Raw genomic sequence first — 18,984 nt, 5'->3', positions numbered from 1 at the left:
CCGCTGAACGGCGATTACCGGGAGCACATTTGAGCGGCATAAAAATCAACACCTCCTCCGGTTTGCGCAGGGCTGGCAAGCCGACGGGCAAGAGGGAGATGAAAGTGGCACAACAACTCAACTCGAAGTTCCAGTTCCAATCAGTCGGCTACCGATGGTTGCGGCCTTCCATGCTGGCGTTCCTGGCATTGGCAGTGCTCATCCTGTGCAGGATCGCGTTCGGCGATCGGAGCAAACTGCTCGATCAGGACAATTACGTTGCGTACTTCAGGGATGCCGATCCGCTCTGGATCATGCATCTTTGGTCCACTAGCCATTCGACGGTGCTCTTCATCGTGAAGACGATCACGGACGAGCTCGGCTGGCGGCTCTGGGTACTAGGCATCGATTCACTGGGCTTCTCACCGGATACCGCCGTGCGGCTGACGGTTGTCGTGCTGAACGTGCTCATGGCGCTTGCCCTCAGCCGCACGCGCCGGCCGTTTCTCGGCCTGCTGTTGTGGGCGGTGATCCCTACCGGCCTCGCGACGGTCGGGCTATTCCAGATCCGTCAGGGATTTGCTCTGTCGATTGCCATGTACTTCGCGATGTGCCGGCAGCAGCCCATTCGAGGCGCGCTTCTCGCCAGCATCGTTCACACCACGTTCGCGTATCCGGCCTTGTTCCTGATTCTCGCGCACGTTCTCATGAGACGAAGCAAGGCGCTGGCAATCGTGGGTGTGGTCGGTGCGGCGCTTGCGATGTCGCTGGCGTCAGCGTGGCTTTTCAACACGTTCGGCGGCCGCCGGCTCGAAGAATACACCCAGCAGGAAGAGTTCACGGTGAACTTCCTGATATCGCTCGCCCTGTATCTGATCGTACCGACGCTCGTGCTCATGCTGCGTCGAAAAAATATCGAGAACACGGTGCGCGAAATGGTCGTCCATAAGATCGCGATCATGCATATCGGCCTGCTCATGTTCCTGATCATTTCCTTCTTCGTGTATCCGTTCGGGACCCAGCGCATTGTCTACTATGGGCCGCTGCTGCTGGCGTTCCTGCTGCCGGAGATCCGCCTCAAGAATTCGCTGGTCCTGTGGACCGTCGCTTTTGTCTTAGGTATTTTGACCTACGACGTTATCAAGAACTACCTGCTGGACACGTACAAGTACTTTCTCTGAGCAGGTGTCCGATAGCCGCCGGGGAACTCGCCAATGCGAAGCGCGCTTCCTGTGCGAACCGGACGCAAGAATGAGCAATGGTCATTTCATATACACGTCCCGATCCGCCGATAACCTGAACCGGCGTATTCGGCAGCACGCCGCATTTACGCTTATTTGTCGGTTCATAAAATGATCGTGTCGGGGTTGTGTTGGGAATGCCACAGAGGAAAGACTCAAAATAAGAGACGGTGTGCATTACTATCCTTGTCCTAAAAAGACGTTCAAGCGACAAGAAAATAAAAATTCCTCCGTTAATATTGGAGACCGAGATGTTAAATCTTGCGCTTGGCTTTGTTGTCTCATTCCTGGTTATCTTTTTTATCGTGCGAAGTTCGGGTCTGCACGGGTCGCTTACGATGGACCACGACTTGCGCGGCATTCAGAAGAACCACGCCTACGCGGTGCCACGAATCGGCGGAATTGGGATTGCATGTGCCGCCACTGTCGTACCGGTCATCCAGCCGCTGTGGGCGACCAACCCCGGGACGAGTCAACTGCTGCTCCTGTTGTGCGCCGTGCCGGCGTTCGCGGGCGGCGTGATCGAGGACATGACCAAGCGCGTGAGTCCGCGCGTGCGGCTCCTGTGCGCGCTCGCTTCGGCGCTCGCGGCCTGCCTGCTGATGCACGCCACGCTCACGCGGGTGGACTTGCCGCTCGTCGATCAGTGGCTGCGCATCGTGCCGATCGGGATCGGCTTCACGATGCTCGGCGTCGCCGGGCTGACGAACGCGGTCAATATCATCGATGGCTTTAACGGACTCGCGTCGGTCGTGACGATGCTGATCTTCGCCTCGATCGGCTACGTCGCGCACAGCGTCAACGACTGGCTCATCATGAGCATGGCACTGACGATGATCGGAGCGATCGGCGGCTTCGTGCTGTGGAACTTTCCGGTGCCTTCCGTCTTCCTCGGAGATGGCGGAGCTTATTTCGTCGGGTTCATCATGGCGGAGCTGCTCGTCCTCCTGATCGTGCGCAACCCGAGCGTGTCTGCGTGGTACGCCATGGCTGTCGCCATCTATCCGACCTTCGAGACGCTCTTTTCCATCTATCGCCGCAGGATCGTGCGCGGAAGGCCGGCAGGCGCTCCTGACGGACTTCATCTGCATACGCTCGTGTACCGGCGCATCGTGCGAAAGGGTCTCGACGCGGGCAATCTGCGCCAGCGCGCGCTGCGCAATTCATTTACCTCGGTTTATCTGTGGGTGCTGAGCCTCGTCGGCATTGTTCCGGCTACGTTCTTCTGGGACCGCCCGATCGCGCTTGCCGGCGCAACCATCGCATTCATTCTGGTCTACGTTCAGCTCTATGTGGCGATCGTGCGCATCAGGACGCCGCGCTGGCTGATGATCACGCGGCACGCTCCGGTGGTCGCGCCGCGTGGGGCGGAGCGGCCGCGCCACTGAGGTGCGGGCGGCAGGGCGGGATAGCTCATGCGTGGCGCCCGGGCTGTTGCGAGCGGCGTGTTGCGCTGCGATTTGAATTTCTTTAGATGGTCAGTGTGTGAGGACGTACGTTGCGGGAGCGAAACCCGATGCACCATGTGGTTATGCAAAGGCACGGGGGAAAGCCTTGTAAACCACGGCGAAGATTCGAGAAAAGGCGGATCTTGCACATAACACTTCACAGTGTGACGAGAAAATAAAATGAACCATGGATTCGAAGCCTCGCTCGTCAAGCGAGTGGTCAATCAACTGGTGACCGGCATCATCAACGGGGATTACGACGGCGACGTGCTTCCTCCGCAGGTGATCCTCTCGAAGAAGCATGGAGTGAGCCGGGCCATCATGCGCGAAGCGATCAGCATCCTCGTTTCGCGCCGGATGCTCGATGTCAGGACCAAGACGGGGACCCGCATCACGCCTGCGAAAGACTGGCTGATCATCGATCATGAAGTTGCCGAGTGGCGGCTTCGCGCCACGCCAGATCCGGAGTATCTGCATGGGCTGATCGAGTTCCGCAAGCTCGTCGACCCCCGTGCGGCTGCGTTCGCGGCCACTCGCGCGAACCGGCATCAGCGCATTGCGATCACCGCCATGTATCAGACTCTCCAGCGTGCGAGCGGGAATTACGTCGCGGAGAAAGCCGCTGAAGACGCATTGCAGGCGGCCATCGTCGATGCAAGCGGCGACGCGTTGCTCAGCCAGATGGGCAGTATCGTCCGGATGGGGCTAAGGGCCATGCAGGCGATCTCTCACGTGCAAGCGCTCGCGTACGATACGCGGGTCGCCGACTACGGGAAAGTCGTGCGTGCGATCGAAGCTGGCGATGCGGGGGGGGCGAAGGCGGCGATGATGCAACTCATCAGCCATAGCGCGGACCAGCTGCTTGGGGAAACGGTTTGAGTTGATTGTGGGGCGCCGCCGTTGCCTGGAGGCGGACGATTTAATTCGGATGCCTATAGAGAAGAAATATGCGCGAAGCAACGGATCGCTTTAGCGCATTACAGCATGCTTTATGAAGTCCACGCGATATTCCAACACTGTTGAGTCGCGATACGGGCTAAACCATCGGAGGGGAATATGTGTGGAATCGTGGCGGGGATCGCGGAACGCAATGTCGTTCCGGTATTGCTCGAAGGCCTGCGGCGGCTGGAATACCGTGGCTATGACTCCTGCGGAGTGGCGGTGCTTCGGGACGGCGCGCCACACCGCGTGCGCAGTCTGACGCGGGTTCGCTCCCTGGATGCCGAGGTCCGCGAGATGGGCCTCGAAGGCGCGACGGGCATCGCGCACACGCGTTGGGCCACGCACGGTGCGCCGGCGACCCAGAACGCGCATCCCATCTTCTCGAAGAACGAGGTCGCGATCGTTCACAACGGCATCATCGAGAACTTCGAGGCGCTGAAAATCAAACTGAGCCGCGCGGGCTATGAATTCGCGAGCCAGACGGACACAGAGGTGATCGCTCACCTGATTCACAGTTGCTACCAGGGTGATCTGGCGGATGCGGTGCGTCGCGCGGTAAGCGAACTGCGCGGCGCCTATGCGATCGCCGTCTTCTGCAAAGCCGAACCGGAACGCGTGGTGGGCGCGCGATATGGCTCGCCGCTCGTGATCGGGATAAACGGCAAGGAATCGTTTCTTGCGTCGGACCCGCTTGCGCTGTCCGATGTCACCGACCGGTTCGTGTTCCTGCAGGACGGCGACATCGCCGATCTCTCCCGCAGCGGCACTCGCATCATGAACCGCGATGGCGAGCCGGTCGTGCGCGAGGCGCGCACGTTGCGCCACCCGCCCACCGAGGCAGCGCTCGGGCCGTACCGTCACTTCATGCAAAAGGAAATTTTCGAGCAGCCGCTCGCTGTGTCGAAAACGTTCCCCCGCAACAGCGCGTTCGACGCCACGCTCTTCGGCGCAACCGATCCGAACGCATTCGCACAGATCGACCGCATCCTGCTGCTCGGCTGCGGTACGAGTCACTATTCCGCGATGACCGCCAAGGCGTGGTTCGAATCGATCGCGAAGATTCCGACCCAGGTCGAGATATCCAGTGAATACCGATACGGCGAGACGATCGCGGGCAAGAACACGCTCGTGGTGCCCGTTTCGCAATCGGGCGAGACCGCCGACACACTGGGTGCGCTGATCCATGCGCAATCGCTGGGTCAGGAACACACGCTCGCCATCTGCAACGTGGCGACGAGCGCGATCGTGCGACAGTCGCGCTGGTCGTTCATCACGCAAGCCGGGCCCGAGATCGGCGTCGCATCGACCAAGGCCTTTACCACGCAACTCGTGGCGCTGTTCGTTCTCGCGGTGACGCTCGGCCGCTCACGCGGGTACGTTGACGACCAGCAGGAAGCGAACTATCGCTCGCAGCTCTCGGGCCTCTCCACGGCGCTGCAGGGCGTGCTTGCGCGCGAACCGCAGATCATCGCGTGGGCGCACGAGATTGCGCGCACGGACAGCGCGATCTTCCTCGGCCGCGGGGCGCACTTCCCAATCGCGCTGGAAGGCGCGTTAAAGCTCAAGGAAATTTCGTACATTCACGCCGAGGGCTATCCCGCCGGTGAACTGAAGCACGGACCGCTTGCGCTCGTGACCGATGCGATGCCGGTCGTCGTGACCGCGCCGAACGACGGCTTGCTGGAGAAGCTCAAGTCGAACATTCAGGAGGTTCGTGCGCGCAGAGGCCAGGTGTACGTCTTCGCCGATGCCGATGCGAACCTGTCAAACGAGGAAGGGCTGCGCGTCATCCAGATGCCCGAGTACTACGGGGCGTTGTCGCCGATCCTGCACGTGCTGCCTTTGCAATTGCTCGCGTATCACACGGCGTGCACGCGAGGGACCGACGTCGACAAGCCGCGCAACCTCGCGAAATCGGTGACGGTGGAATGACGCGCGGGGCACATGCATATTGATCTACGAAGACAATCAGCGATGAACAAGATAAAGGTCGGGGTTCTCGTCGACGACATTGCGTTGCCGGCCTGGGTGAATCACATGCTCGGTCAGATTGCCACGGAGGAGGGCATGGAGGTCGCCCTTGTCGTCAAATATGCGTATAAACAGCGGCCGGAAAAGAAGATCGCTGCGCAGGCCGCTCCGTGGCTGTTGTCGCTGTGGATGGCGCTCGACAAGCGGCTCGTCAAGGTTGGACATGACGCGTTCAGGACCGAGCCGCTGGTCTCGACGCTGCCGGGAATCCCGACCTTGAATGTCGAGATGGAGAGCAGGGAATGCGGGGATCACTTAGATGCTCGCGACCTCGCGAACATCGCCGCCTATGGCATCACCGTATTCTTGCGGCTGGGCTCGCTGCGCCCTTGCGGCGAGATCTTCGACACGGCTTCTTGCGGCATCTGGTCGTATCGGCATGGTGATGAGGTTGTCGAACGTGATGGGCCCGTCGGCGTGTGGGACATTCTTCTCGACCGCACAACGACGGCGTCCGCCTTGCAGTTTCAGATCCGCGCGGGCGAACGTCCGCACACGCTGCAGAGATCCTGGTCGATGACCTACCCGGTGTCGATTCACAGGAATCGCAGCCACTGCTACTGGAAGACGCTTTCGTTCGCGCCGAGAAGGTTGCGCGAGCTTAGGCAGATCGGCGAGGAAAACTTCAGGCTGAAATACACGAAGGCTGGTACGCCGCCGGCGTTCTATTCCGGAGAGAAGATCGCCGAGCCGACCAGCGGATCCTATGGCAAGTTCATCGGCCAGTTGTTGGCGCGCACCGTCGCAAAGAAGGCAAGCGGACTGCGCAAGTTCGAACAGTGGATGCTGCTGTATCACTTCGGCGAGAACGGTCATCTCCCTGACCGTCTTTTCGAATTCAAGCAACTGGTGCCTCCCAAGGACCGTTTCTGGGCAGACCCGTTTGTCGTCGAAAGACATGGAGAGTATGCGGTGTTCCTCGAAGAACTCGAATACTCGAAGAACAGGGGTCATCTTTCGGTTATCCGTTTCGATGCAAACGATCAACCGATCTTGCCTCCTGTGAAGATTCTGGAGCGGCCGTATCACCTGTCTTATCCTTTCATGCTGGAGGAGGGCGGTGAGCTCTACATGATTCCGGAGACGAACGAGAGCAAGGCCATCGAGATTTACCGGTGCACGCGGTTCCCGGATCAATGGGAACACGTCATGAACCTGATGGACGACGTCATGGCCGTCGACACCACGATCTGGCGTCACGACGGCAAGTATTGGCTGTTCGCCTGCATGCGGGAAAACGAGCACGCACCGCTGTCCGACGAGTTGTTTCTGTTCTGGTCCGATTCGCTGTTGACGCAGGACTGGCATCCTCATCCGTGCAACCCGATCGTATCGGATATCAGAACTGCCCGCCCCGCCGGGAACATTTTCGAGCACCAGGGGCAGTGGTATCGGCCCGCGCAGGATTGCAGCGGCAAATACGGGCGCGCATTGTCGTTTCAGCGTATCGACGTAATCGACGAGACGACCTACAAGGAGACGCCGGCCAGCCGGATAGAAGCCAACTGGGACGCAAGCATAGATCGCGTGCATACGTTCAACCGGGCGGGGAGATTGACTCTCATCGACGGGATGAAAACGCGCGGTAAATTGTGACTCACCGCAGTATAAATCCCCTCTCGATACTGCATCTCGGCAGACTGCACAACGCCTTGGCGATGGCGAGTCATCAAGCAGAGTCGTAGACGGCACTCAGCGAATCTTGCATGCGGGGCTATTTAAGCAAACAGCCCCGCGTGACGCCGGGGCTGTCAGAATTCACATCCTTCCCTATCACGGCGTTCTCTTTCGTCCGGACGGCCCATGAATCTCGGGCGAGTCTGCGTGAGCGCTATCGGCATCGTCGCGGGTAACCGGACGCCGTGCTTGAGCCTTCCTCTTCCTGCTTGCGAGCGGCCTTTCATATTCCTCTCGCTCCCGTATTGCGCCGTTGTGAACCAGCGCGCAAAGGAAGAGTACGACGAAGAGCCATACTGAAACTATTAGAATAATTGTGGTTAATGTGGTCATGGCGAGCCTGCTTTATTGGAATCGATTGATGGGCGCGAACGACTGTGGAGCGTTCAATCCAGGCGATTCAACCTGGTGCCGTATATTTACCGATCGCCATTTTGGTCCCCCTTCTTTTAATGTATTTGATGGCGATGTTGGAGCTAAAGGCACGCCTCTTCTGCGGCGCTGCGCACACTCAAATCAAACTGCGCGGGAATACGCGGACAATAAGCAACCCGGCTAATGGGCAGTGATCCAGGCGCGATGAACGCCGCCGTGGTCATATTCCCAGCCATGGGATTCTTGCTGCGGCTTAACGGACGCGGGCAGGTGAGGTACAGTGCAGAACTCGTCGTCGCCGCTGAACCGCTCCGGGCGCCATTGCCTGCCAGCCGTTCAGGGGTGCGGCGCGGGTATCGCGTGTCTTGCTAACAACTTAATGGAGCGTTATAGGAAAGGCAGGGTTGAGCTAGCTAATCGGGTGTGGCACCCGGATGTGCCAACAACGTCCGCATGCGCAATGACATGTGATTAGATTGCAAACCCTGGGATTGGTAAAGCCTGCATCGATCCGCGCTTGCCCTTGACTCACGGAGGTCATATGACTCTTTTGGGCATCATCGGGACGGTTGTTTTCGTCGCGGTTGTCGTGCTCTCGTTGCTGGCGGTAGTGGACGTCCTGTTATCTACGTCCGACAAAAAGAAGATGTCAAAGCACAATGCTGGAGCACGAAAGCCGAACGGACGTCGAAGATGGTTGCGTAAATGAGTTTGCCTGCACAACCGTCAGACGGCCTTCGGCTCGCATGTTGCGGTGAAGTCGTTCTCGCGGAACGCGATCCTCTGACCGCACGCTTACGGCGCCTGAATGGGCGACCCGGCCGTCAGAGCATCCAGATCTAACGCGTTGGCGATTGCTTGCAAGCCCGCTTCGTTTGGATGGAGGTTATCGCCGCTGTTATAGGCCGGCAGTAAAACAGCGGGATTGGCGGGGTCGCTGACTGCCTTCGCCTGATCGAGTACCGCATCGCAGCCGCTAGTCGAACTCAGGATGAATGCGTTCACGTCCTGACGCGCAGCTTCGATGCTGTCCGTCGCGCCAAACGGCGTCAGCGTGGAGCAGATTGCCTTGATGTCGGCGCGATGCGCCCGCTCGACGAGCTGTCGCAATGCGCTGATCAACTGGGGAGCCGTGGAAGGTCTGTCGGTATTCAGATTGTTGATTGCATCGTCCGAGATGACCACCCATTTCGCACCCGGTTGCTGGAGCACGTCGCGACCGAAGCGTCTGAGACCAGCCTGGCCGGCGCTATTCGTGAAGAAGTTATTGCCGCTGATGCCCTGGTTGAGCACGCCCACCGTCATTCCGGCCTGTTGCAGCCGTATCGCGAGGCGATTGGGCCAGCGCCGGTTGCCATTGACACTCGATATGAGGCCGTCGGTTATGGAGGCGCCAAACGTGACGATCGCGCCCGTCGCCGCCTCGTTCTGCACGTCGAGATTCGTCAAGAAATAGTAGGACTGGCCGCCTGGGGAGATTGTGGTCCCGCCGGTAAAGGCCGGGTCGGCGCCCACGTCTCCAGCGGCAATATACAGGTCTTGCAGGCCATCGACGTGGCCCGTCGAACGCGGCGGGGTCCGCACGGGGAGATAGAGGCTGATGGCGACATCGGCAAGCGGAGGGACCTCGAACGCGATCGGGTCGCTCACGACCGAAGCGCCCACGGGAATCGTGACGTTCCGCTGGCCGCCGAACGTGACGGCGCGGTCGCTGCCGGCCACCGTTTTTTGACCTTGCGCGCGCCGCGCGATTTGAGCTTCGCCGATTACCAGGGGCTCGGAGCCGAATAGATTCGACAGATGGATTCGCGCGGATGTTCCGCCGATGCTGGTGCGCACGATCTGCCGCAACGTCTGATTATTGAAGCCGTCATCGTCCGTAATGGATGGCGAAACTGACCACGTGCCTATCCAGGGTGCGGACGTCCCGATCCCTTGCGCACGATAGCGGGTTGCATCAGGCAGCGCGATGGAGATGACCACGACCGCTTTTAGAAGCGCTGGAATCCATCGTTTCACATTCTTCCCCTCGTGGACGGCCGAAGAGGGGCCACGAAGCCGGCCGCGTGGCGAAGAACGGATATTGCAATCTCTTTTGCAAACGCACCGCCCAATGTTCTTATCGTGCAGCGCATGAGCCTGATCCTCTTTCCAGTTTGATGGTTTCCGGTCGATTGGAGCGTGCTTTGCGCGGGCGTTCGGTACGCTAGATAACACAGCGCAAAGCGGCGCGAGAATTAGATTCGTCTGCTCGCAACAAATCGGTATTTAAAGCATCGTGCCGCGAGACGTTCTTTGCGACGCATGTAATTTTGTGTGAGGTCGCACATAGCATCGTTGCCTCGCGCAGTAATCTGTTTGCGAGGGGACGGTGCTCATGTTCAAGCACAAGGCATTGTCGGAATGCGACTGGTCGCCGGCGCCTGCCGGCAGACAGATAAATACTTATAAAGCTTTGTTCCAATACGGGTGCGCGGATGAATCACGAGAGGGTCGTCGGGGCGAGCATACGCATGTATGCGCGCGAACCCCTATTTCAGAACTTGCCGGAGCGCGTCGCTCAATCGCGCATGTCACGCTTCACTGCGGCGCTGGAGAATTTCACCGGCGAGCGTTTCGCGGACTATCCAGAACTGCATGCCTATTCGACGCGCGAATTCCGCCGCTTCTGGCAGTGCTTTCTGCAGTGGACCGGAGGAATGGAATGGGGCGGTAGCATGGAGACGGCCTGCATCGGCGACGAATGCGAGACCGCGCTTTTCTTTCCGCATGTCGAACTGAATTACGCCCAAAGCGTTCTTGGGCGAAGGATCGCGCCGGACGACTCGCCGGCACTCACTGCGCGTTATGCCGATGGCCGCCGCGAAACGATGACGCGCGGCGATCTGCGCGACCGGGTCGCACGCCTTGCCTATTCGCTCAGCGAACTCGGTTTGCGTCCGGGCGACCGCGTGGTCGCGATGATGCGAAATGACGCGCAGGCCATCATCACGGCGCTCGCGGTGACGGCGGTTGGCGCGACGCTATCCACCGCGGCGCCTGAGACTGGCGTGCAGGCGATCCTCGACCGCTTCGAGCCGCTCGAGCCACGCATGCTGTTTGCGCACACGACGCAGCGCTCATTCGATACGGCTGGCTCGATCGCCGCGCACGTCGCCGCGGTGGCCGCGGCATTGCCGACGCTCACCCACGTCATCTGTCTGGATGAAACGCCGCTGCCGAGCACGGTCAGCCAGCCTCAGCACTCGCTGCGCGATCTCATCGTTCACGGTGACGCAGCACGGTTCGAATGGCGGCATTTTCCGTTCAATCATCCGCTTTTCATCATGTTCTCGTCGGGCACGACGGGAAAGCCCAAGTGCATCGTGCACGGCGCCGGCGGCACATTGCTCGAACATCTGAAAGAGCATCAGTTGCACAGCGACCTGGGTCCGGGCGACAAGCTGTACTTTCACACGAGTTGTTCGTGGATGATGTGGAACTGGCAGTTGTCGGTGCTGGCCTCGGGCGCCGAGATCGTCACGTACGACGGACCGGTTACGGAAGTCGACACACTTTGGCGGCTGGTCGCCGATGAACGCGTGACCGTGTTCGGCACGAGTCCCGCCTATCTGAAGATGTGCGAGGACTCGGGCCTGAAACCTGGCGAGCAGTTCGGGCTGGATGCGCTGCGTGCGATGATGTCGACGGGCGCCGTGCTCTACGACTCGCAGTTCGAATGGGTGCGCTCCTACGTCAAGCCGCTGCAGCTCCAGTCGATTTCAGGAGGCACCGATATCATCGGCTGCTTCGTGCTCGGCAACCCGAATCTACCGGTTTATGCAGGCGAAGCACAGTGCAGGAGTCTCGGCCTCGATGTGCAGGCGTGGAACGAGGGCGCACTCACCTCCATGACCGGCGAACTGGTGTGCGTCAATCCGTTTCCGTCGCGCCCGCTTGGCTTCTTCGGCGACGCGGACGGCGCCCGCTTTCACTCCGCCTATTTCAAGGCGAACCCGGGCGTGTGGACGCACGGCGACATCATCGAGTTTTCGGCGCAGGGATCGGCGCGCCTGCATGGACGCAGCGACGGCGTGCTGAATGTGCGCGGCATCAACGTGAGCCCCGGTGAGATTTACCGCATTGTCAGCAGTATTGGCGAGATCAATCAGTCGATGGTCGTCGCGCAGACTGCCCATGACGCGAGCGGATCAGGCCAGCGCGTCGTGCTGCTGCTCGTGTTGCGCAGGGGCGCGAAGATGAGCGCGGCACTCGCTTCGCGCGTGCGGCGTGAGTTGATGCTGCAGGGTTCGGCGGCGCTCGTGCCGGACGTGATCGCCGAAGTCGAAGCGCTGCCCGTCACGCATAACGGCAAGGCATCGGAGGCGGCCGCGCGCGATGCGGTGAACGGGCTGCCGGTGCGCAACCTGTCGTCGCTGGCGAACCCCGGATGCGTCGAGAATATCAGCGCGCATCCCGCGCTTGCCCGCACACGTCGCGAGTTGCCGGAACCCGGCGAATCGGCCGAGCAGGTGGAAGTCTATCTATGCGCGCTCTGGGAGCAGCTTTTCAGCTTCTCGCCGGTCGGTCTCGACGACAACTTCTTTGAACTCGGCGGCCATTCGCTGCTCGGCGCACAGATGCTCGCCGAAATAAGGCTGGCAACCGGCCGAACCCTGCCGCTTGCGACGCTCATCATCGCGCCGACTATTGCGCGGCTCGCGGCCGTCATCGCGGGAGAAGGCGTGCAGGGCGCGCATCCCAACGTCGTGCCGATGCGTGCGGGGCGCGGGCGGCCTGTCTTCATGCTTCATAGCATCACGGGCTCGGTGATGGAGTGCCTGACGCTGGCCGGCACGCTGGAAAGCGAGCGGCCTGTGTACGGCCTGCAGGCACGCGGGCTCGATGGCGACCAGGAGCCGCAGCGGCGCGTCGAGGAGATGGCGAGTGTCTATGTCGAGCAGATTCGCGCGGTGCAGCCGAGCGGTCCGTATGCGCTGGTCGGCTATTCGTTTGGCGGGCTAGTCGCGTTCGAGATAGCGCAGCAGCTTGTCGCGGCGGGCGAGAAGATCGAGTTGCTGTGTCTGCTCGATACCTACGTCGATGAACGCTATTTGCCGCTGCATGCGTGGTTCGGCTTCCAGTGCGAGGTCATGGCGAAGCGCGTGCAAGCGTTCCGTGCGCTTTCCGCAAGCGGTCGCCTTGCCTATCTGAAGGACAGGGTGTCCGGAGCCGCCGACCGGATTCGCATGCGGCTCGGCAAGATGGCTTCCAGGCCGGCAGCCGATACGCAGGGCCTGCCGCCGGTACTGCGGCAGGTACGCGAGTCGATGCGCGTCGCGATGGCGACGTATCGTCCGCGCCGCTATCTCGGCAGCCCGATTGTCTACGTGCGCGCGTCCGTCAGGGAAGGCGGGCAGGGCGATCCGCTGCCGGCCTGGCAGCGCGTCGCGAGGAATGGCCTGCTGGTGAAGAACATCGACGGCGCGCATACCGATCTCGTCGTCGAGCCGAACCTCGCAACGGTGGCGGATACGCTCGCGCGCAGACTGGCCGGCGCGTAGCGAGCCGGGACGTGGTTCAATATCATGCTGGTGTCAACCACCAGGGCCAGGCGGAAAGGCCGGGCTGCGCGTGAATCGCCGTGAAGGCAAACGGGGCGCACCTTTCGTTTCCCGACATGCCGGGTCATGCTTTCGTATCAGAATCGCGCCGGACGAGCAGGGCCGCAAACATGAAGAGACTCTTCGTTTGCTGTGACGGCACATGGAACTCGGAGAGCGACGAGTTTCAGGGAGTGCCCGTACCAACCAATGTCGTGCGTTTTTTCAACGCATTGCGTGAGCGCGGCGACGATGGCGTCGAGCAGCTCCGGTATTATCACGTCGGCATTGGCGCTAACGAAGGCCGGGTGCGTCGCCTCGTGGATGGCGCGCTAGGACTAGGCCTCTCCCGCGACATTCGAACCGCGTACAAGTGGCTGTCCGATCACTACGAAGAAGGCTCCGAAATCTTTGTCATCGGCTTCTCGCGTGGCGCGTTCACGGCTCGAAGCCTGGTCGGCATGCTTCACCACTGCGGACTTCCTCACGAGGCAAGCTGGACGCTGGTGACGCAAGCATGGAACCTCTACCGGCTCGACCCGAAAATACCGGAAAGCGTCAGCCGGCAGGAACGGTTCCGCATCGAGCATGGCAAACCTCCACCCATTCGTTTCCTGGGGGTGTGGGAGACGGTGGGCGCGCTCGGCATCCCGGAAATTGTGGACATATTCGGGTTCGGCAGAAAGCGCTATGAATTTCATGACACGAGGCTCCCGCCGGAAGTTGAACGCGCGGTACATGCCCTCGCAATCGATGAGCAGCGGAACAACTTCTCTCCAACGTTGTGGATGGACTCGGATGGTTGCGACCTGGCTCGCGTGACGCAAGTGTGGTTTCCTGGCGTGCATGCTGACGTTGGGGGCGGCTACAAAGAGACAGGCCTTTCCGATGCCACGCTCAAATGGATGATCTCCGAGGCCGCGCAGTGCGGCGCGGTGTTTGAGCCCGATATGTTGAAGCAGTTAGCCCATGCGGACCAGTTGTCGCCATCGGCAATACATGGCGTGCTTCACAATTCGCTCACCGGCTTTTACAGGAGAATCGGCTTTCGCCCTCGATCCTTTCCATATCTGGCGAAGGGTTCACGAAGATGTTCTGAATCGATATCGGATCTGACATTGAAACGGCAGGTTGGTCCGCCAATCTTTCAGGCTCCCTATCGACCGAACATAGACCCTGCGTCGGCGGTTCAGGTGCGGGTTTTCGCCAGTTCGTTGTGGAATTGGACAGGTATTTTCATGAAGGAAGGGACGAGCTACCGGTTCAAGGTGCCTGAAGGGCAAGCGTGGCTGAATGGGGACACTCCATCCGGCGCGCAAGGAACGCCGGGTAACTGGATGCAACACCTGTTTGCGTGGGCGAGGCGGGTCAGGGAAGCGAACTGGTTCGAACTCTGCGGTGCAATCTCACATCCAGGACAACCGGGCAGGACAGGCGTGCCGCCTGAACCCTTCTACTTCAGGATTGGTAGGGAAGTGGAGATCAAGGCTCCCTACTCGGGGTACCTGTATTGCTTCGCCAACGATGCCAGCTGGGCGTACTGGAATAATCAAGGAAGTCTGCGGGTTGAAATAACCCAATCAGGCGGCATGCCGGCTAGCCATGCGGCGGCTGATGACTTGACCGCACCCGCAACAGCGCCCGGAGGTTCCGGCGCGGGTCAACCATCGTGACGCGTCAGGCATTGAACTGAATCAGTGACCTGGCCCTTGCCCACCGCGGCGGCCGATGAAACCTTCGGCGGCGTTACCTATCATGGCGGCGGTGGGCCATATGCCATATGAGGTAACCGTCCCATTCACTGTCGCGCCCGCGCAGTCACGGCGCTGCCGTCGGCATGTTTTTCACACGCTAGCGAAAGCGAACTATTCTTAAAGGATCTCGCGAAGTAGTTTCCTGTTTGCTTTCAGCGGAGGTGTGTCATGTCAATCTCAGCCACGCTCCAGGACTGCCTGCGCAGCAAGGGCTCGCAGTACGAAATCGTGCATCATCCATACAGCCATTCCAGCGTTGAAACCGCGGCGGCAGCGCATATTCCCGGCGATCGCCTCGCCAAGACAGTGCTTTTTGAAGACGAACACGGCTATGTGGCCACCGTGCTGCCATCGACCTACGCCGTGCGGCTCTCCGAGCTTTGGGCAAAGACCGGACGCCATCTCGTGCTCGCCAAAGAGACCGATCTGCGGGAGTTGTTCAAGGATTGCGACGCGGGAGCGCTCCCGCCGGTCTGTACGGCCTATGGCATGCAAACCTATCTTGACGAGAGCCTCGCCTTGCAGCCGGACGTTTATTTCGAGGCCGGCGATCATGAAGAGCTGATCCATATGGACACGGATCAATTCCTGGATCTGATGGACCGAGCCGAGCGGGCACGCTTCGCCCGTCGCATGCAGGGTATGCCGATGTGACCGGCCCGGTTTGCGCAGCGCGGCCTGAAGCGCGCTGCGTCCCCAACCTTTGCGCGAGGCGGATCATGCAACGCAGCGATACGGTCCTGAAGCAGGTGGTGGCAGCCTTCGAACGCGAATCACACCTGAAGCTTCACAATCATCCCATTCATATGAGTTTCGACGACGATGCCTTGACCGTGGCAGGCGAGGTGCCGGATGTCGCATCCAAGAAGCGCCTTCTTCAGTTGACCCGGCTACACAGCGAGGGCAAACGCGTGGTCGACCAGTTGCGTGTCACCGCCAACCCGCCGGTCGCGGATGGCGAATTGCGCACACGTATCTGCGAACGGCTGGCTCAGACGGTGGATTTCCGCAACTGTGTGATCTGTGCACGGGTGAAGGGCGAGCTCGAAGTGCTGCGCGGCACCATGGACGAAGCGGGCAACGACGGCAGCGGCGTCATCGAGATAACGGTCAAGGACGGTGTGGTGACCTTGACGGGGCAAGTGATCAGCCTGTCTCACAGGCGCCTGGCGAGTGTGACTGCCTGGTGGGTCGGCGGCTGCCGCGACGTGGTGAACCTGCTGGAGTTGGTGCCCGCCGAAGCGGACGGCGACGATGAAATGTCCGACGTCCTGCACCTGGTGCTCGAAACCGATCCGCGCGTGCGCGCCGGGCAGATCACCGTCAACGTGGAAAACCACAGGATCACGCTAGCAGGTTGGGTGGCGACCGAAGCCGAAAGCCGGCAAGCGGAACAGGACGCCTGGTGCATGGATGCGATCGGGGGCGTCGTCAATCGTATCCAGGTGCGTGCGTCGATCTGACTGTAGGCCTGGAATGAGTGCGTTCAAGGGCCGTTCGTTGCGACGCTCCGTCAGATGATCAGACCGCGGATCGAGTGCACCGGCACCCAGACGGAAGGGGCGCACTGGGCGCGGGATTTCGGAACGCATGGAGCCTTGTGGCGGCGACGCTGGCCGGCATGGTGGGCGACCCGCGAGTACTTTCCCTATAGGCCGCCAAACCTCTTGACATCGTGAATTTGACTTCATAAATTCTCTCCCACTGAACTGTCAGTTTTTGGCAGTTCCACGGCAACGATGCCGTGCCACATTTGGAAGGCTATGTAGCCCCCGAACTCGCGTCCAACGCAGGTTCGGGGGCTTTTTGCTTTTGGGAGACAAAATGGTGACATTGCAGTACAACTCCACGGAACGTCGCCTCGAGGGCCTTGTCATTGCATGCGTTCAGATGGAGCCTCATGTCGGCAGAAAGCGCGAGAACGTGGCGCAATGCATCCGGCACATCGAAGCCGCTGCGGATCACGGTGCGTCCCTGGTGGTGTTGCCGGAGCTGGCCAATACCGGCTACGTGTTCACAGATCGCGCCGAGGCGTTCGCGCTGGCCGAACCGTTGCCGCAAGGGGAAACCGCGCAACTGCTTGCTGAAACGGCGCGCCGTCTTGGTGTCCATATCGTCAGCGGTATCGCCGAACTCGCTGGCAACCAACTCTACAACTCAGCAATCCTGACCGGCCCCGCCGGTCACGTCGGCGTCTATCGCAAGCTGCATCTGTGGAATAACGAGCATCTCTTCTTCGAGCCGGGTAACCATGGCGTTCCAGTATTCGATACGCCGCTGGGACGAATCGCCATCGCAATCTGCTACGACGGGTGGTTTCCCGAAACATACCGGCTTGCCGCGATGCAGGATGCGGACATCGTTTGCGTGCCGACCAACTGGGTGCCGATGCCCGCGCAACCGGACGATCGTCCCGCCATGGCCACGACGCTCACCATGGCGGCTGCGCACAGCAACGGCGTGGCAATCGCATGCGCAAACCGCATCGGCACGGAGCGCGGTCAGCCGTTCATCGGCCAGAGCCTGATCGTGGGCGGTAACGGATGGCCTGTCGCGGGCCCGGCCAGTGTCGATCGCGAAGAAATCCTGTACGCCTCAATCGATCTGCCGCGCACCCGTTCGGAACGCACGCTGAACACCTTCAATCACGTGCTGCACGACCGGCGCGCGGACGTGTACGACCCGATGCTGGGCACCGGCTGGCCTGCGTCGCGTTCATGACGCATCCCATCGCACCTGTATGAAGCACAAGCATTTCATTCGACCACTGTGAGGAAAAAATCCATGCTTCCGTTCAACAAACCCATCCTTGTCGGCGCAGTCGTGGCGCTCGCCACGGCCTGCACCTGCATCAGCGCACTCGCCGCCGATCCGATCAGAATCGGTGTAGCAGTGGGACTGTCCGGCGCAAATAGTGTGGTTGCGCCGGCCGTCGTGCAGTCGTCGCAACTCGCCGTCGACGAAATCAACGCATCGGGTGGAATCATGGGCCGCCAGGTGCAGCTCGACATCACCGACGACGCATCCGGTGCAGTCGGCGCGCAGAAAGCGTACGACACGCTGGTGTTCCAGAAGAACGTCGACGCGATCATTTCCATGGAAACGAGCGCCGCGCGTAACGCGGCGCTGCCGATCGTGGCGCGCGGCAAGAAGCCTTTGGTGTACACGTCGTTTTATGAGGGCCGTTCGTGCAGTCCGTGGATGTACGTGAACGGCTGGGTGCCTGAGCAGCAGGTCGCGCCGGTGGTCGATTATTTCGCGAAAAGCAAGGGCGCCAAGACCTTCTATCTGGTCGGCAACGACTACGTTTTTGGCCGCGGCATGCTTGGATTCACCAGAAAATATATCGAGGAGCACGGCGGCAAGGTAGTCGGCGAGGAGTACTTGCCGATCGACGGCACCGACTGGACGCCGATCCTTTCCAAGATCCGTGGGGCTCACCCTGATGCGCTGATCAGCGCGACGGCCGGGGGCGCACCCAACGTGTCGCTTGCCAAACAACTGAAGGGTTCCGGCATGACGCTGCCTTATGGCAACCTGGCGATCGACGAAGGCACCGCGAAGAGCATGGGCGACGTCGCCGCCGGTATGTACATGTCGGGCTCCTACCTGACGGGCATCGATACGCCGGGCAACAAAAAATTTCTCGCTGCGATGGACAAAAAATTCGGCAAGGATCTAAAGACGCCGAACGAGTTGTCCGAGCCGCAATACGAAGCCTTCTTCCTGTACAAGGCCGCGGTGGAAAAGGCGGGCTCCACCGACGCCGACAAGGTGATCAAGGCGCTGGGCCAAGTGTCGTTTGACGGACCGCGCGGACCGGTGGCCATGAACAGGAGCCGGCACACGCCTCTTGCCATGCGCCTCGGCCAGATACAGCCGGACGGCTCGGTGAGGATCCTGCAGACCTTCCCGAATGTGGACCCGGGCGCGCAGTGCCCGAACATCAAGTAGA

The 18,984-nt window shown here is 60.5% G+C and carries 13 protein-coding genes; 11 read left to right on the top strand and 2 right to left on the bottom strand.

Annotated features, from left to right (window positions below; genetic code table 11):
* Positions 1-104 precede the first annotated feature (104 nt).
* The 4 genes from B0G74_RS24970 to glmS all read left to right on the top strand — a co-directional run bounded on the left by B0G74_RS24970 (position 105) and on the right by glmS (position 5,542).
* Positions 105-1,160 carry an EpsG family protein gene (locus B0G74_RS24970; RefSeq protein WP_165923923.1) on the top strand — a complete coding sequence of 352 codons (1,056 nt, stop codon included), beginning with the start codon at positions 105-107 and terminating at the stop codon, positions 1,158-1,160.
* A 311-nt stretch (positions 1,161-1,471) separates the two neighbouring features.
* Positions 1,472-2,608 (top strand): glycosyltransferase, encoded by a 1,137-nt coding sequence (locus tag B0G74_RS24965; RefSeq protein ID WP_132379346.1) that lies wholly within the window; start codon positions 1,472-1,474, stop codon positions 2,606-2,608.
* A gap of 240 nt (positions 2,609-2,848) precedes the next feature.
* Positions 2,849-3,547, top strand: a complete 699-nt coding sequence (locus B0G74_RS24960; protein WP_132377528.1) for an FCD domain-containing protein — start codon at positions 2,849-2,851, stop codon at positions 3,545-3,547.
* Between the two features lie 177 nt (positions 3,548-3,724).
* Positions 3,725-5,542, top strand: a complete 1,818-nt coding sequence (gene glmS / locus B0G74_RS24955; protein WP_132377527.1) for a glutamine--fructose-6-phosphate transaminase (isomerizing) — start codon at positions 3,725-3,727, stop codon at positions 5,540-5,542.
* Positions 5,543-5,578: 36 nt separating this feature from the next.
* On the opposite strand, the gene B0G74_RS24950 is transcribed toward glmS, so the two are convergent.
* Entirely contained in the window at positions 5,579-5,806 is a 228-nt protein-coding gene (locus B0G74_RS24950) for a hypothetical protein (RefSeq protein WP_132377526.1), read from the bottom strand.
* Between B0G74_RS24950 and B0G74_RS24945 the strand changes: the two genes are divergently transcribed.
* The gene (locus B0G74_RS24945; protein WP_132377525.1) at positions 5,771-7,237 is read left to right on the top strand and encodes a hypothetical protein; all 1,467 of its coding nucleotides are present in this window, start codon (positions 5,771-5,773) and stop codon (positions 7,235-7,237) included. The genes B0G74_RS24950 and B0G74_RS24945 overlap by 36 nt on opposite strands.
* Positions 7,238-8,488: 1,251 nt before the next feature.
* Here the strand turns inward: B0G74_RS24945 and B0G74_RS24940 are convergent.
* Positions 8,489-9,712: a GDSL-type esterase/lipase family protein gene (locus tag B0G74_RS24940; protein ID WP_132377524.1), complete on the bottom strand. Its 1,224-nt coding sequence runs from the start codon at positions 9,710-9,712 to the stop codon at positions 8,489-8,491.
* Positions 9,713-10,170: 458 nt separating this feature from the next.
* Between B0G74_RS24940 and B0G74_RS24935 the strand changes: the two genes are divergently transcribed.
* From B0G74_RS24935 to B0G74_RS24910, 6 genes are all read left to right on the top strand, one after another.
* Positions 10,171-13,236 (top strand): acetoacetate--CoA ligase, encoded by a 3,066-nt coding sequence (locus B0G74_RS24935; RefSeq protein ID WP_132377523.1) that lies wholly within the window; start codon positions 10,171-10,173, stop codon positions 13,234-13,236.
* Between the two features lie 170 nt (positions 13,237-13,406).
* Positions 13,407-14,948, top strand: a complete 1,542-nt coding sequence (locus B0G74_RS24930) for a DUF2235 domain-containing protein (protein ID WP_165923922.1) — start codon at positions 13,407-13,409, stop codon at positions 14,946-14,948.
* A gap of 249 nt (positions 14,949-15,197) precedes the next feature.
* Positions 15,198-15,683, top strand: coding sequence for a YbaK/EbsC family protein (locus tag B0G74_RS24925; RefSeq protein ID WP_132377521.1), 486 nt, complete (start codon positions 15,198-15,200; stop codon positions 15,681-15,683).
* A 65-nt stretch (positions 15,684-15,748) separates the two neighbouring features.
* Positions 15,749-16,492, top strand: a complete 744-nt coding sequence (locus B0G74_RS24920) for a BON domain-containing protein (protein ID WP_132377520.1) — start codon at positions 15,749-15,751, stop codon at positions 16,490-16,492.
* A gap of 361 nt (positions 16,493-16,853) precedes the next feature.
* Positions 16,854-17,750, top strand: coding sequence for a nitrilase family protein (locus tag B0G74_RS24915; RefSeq protein ID WP_132377519.1), 897 nt, complete (start codon positions 16,854-16,856; stop codon positions 17,748-17,750).
* 63 nt (positions 17,751-17,813) lie between these two features.
* The gene (locus B0G74_RS24910; RefSeq protein ID WP_132377518.1) at positions 17,814-18,983 is read left to right on the top strand and encodes a substrate-binding protein; all 1,170 of its coding nucleotides are present in this window, start codon (positions 17,814-17,816) and stop codon (positions 18,981-18,983) included.
* Position 18,984 lies beyond the last annotated feature (1 nt).

The organism is Paraburkholderia sp. BL9I2N2 (assembly GCF_004339745.1).
Taxonomy (GTDB): domain Bacteria; phylum Pseudomonadota; class Gammaproteobacteria; order Burkholderiales; family Burkholderiaceae; genus Paraburkholderia.
Note: the sequence above shows the minus strand (reverse complement) of the source record. Positions and strands in the feature narration are given on the sequence as shown.

What these genes read in the sequence shown, in the direction of transcription:
- B0G74_RS24965 (WP_132379346.1), top strand. Translation starts at nt 1,472, where the DNA reads ATGTTAAATCTTGCGCTTGGCTTTGTTGTCTCATTCCTGGTTATCTTT.
- B0G74_RS24960 (WP_132377528.1), top strand. Translation starts at nt 2,849, where the DNA reads ATGAACCATGGATTCGAAGCCTCGCTCGTCAAGCGAGTGGTCAATCAA.
- glmS (WP_132377527.1), top strand. Translation starts at nt 3,725, where the DNA reads ATGTGTGGAATCGTGGCGGGGATCGCGGAACGCAATGTCGTTCCGGTA.
- B0G74_RS24945 (WP_132377525.1), top strand. Translation starts at nt 5,771, where the DNA reads ATGGCGCTCGACAAGCGGCTCGTCAAGGTTGGACATGACGCGTTCAGG.
- B0G74_RS24950 (WP_132377526.1), bottom strand. Translation starts at nt 5,806, where the DNA reads ATGTCCAACCTTGACGAGCCGCTTGTCGAGCGCCATCCACAGCGACAA.
- B0G74_RS24935 (WP_132377523.1), top strand. Translation starts at nt 10,171, where the DNA reads ATGAATCACGAGAGGGTCGTCGGGGCGAGCATACGCATGTATGCGCGC.
- B0G74_RS24930 (WP_165923922.1), top strand. Translation starts at nt 13,407, where the DNA reads ATGAAGAGACTCTTCGTTTGCTGTGACGGCACATGGAACTCGGAGAGC.
- B0G74_RS24925 (WP_132377521.1), top strand. Translation starts at nt 15,198, where the DNA reads ATGTCAATCTCAGCCACGCTCCAGGACTGCCTGCGCAGCAAGGGCTCG.
- B0G74_RS24920 (WP_132377520.1), top strand. Translation starts at nt 15,749, where the DNA reads ATGCAACGCAGCGATACGGTCCTGAAGCAGGTGGTGGCAGCCTTCGAA.
- B0G74_RS24915 (WP_132377519.1), top strand. Translation starts at nt 16,854, where the DNA reads ATGGTGACATTGCAGTACAACTCCACGGAACGTCGCCTCGAGGGCCTT.
- B0G74_RS24910 (WP_132377518.1), top strand. Translation starts at nt 17,814, where the DNA reads ATGCTTCCGTTCAACAAACCCATCCTTGTCGGCGCAGTCGTGGCGCTC.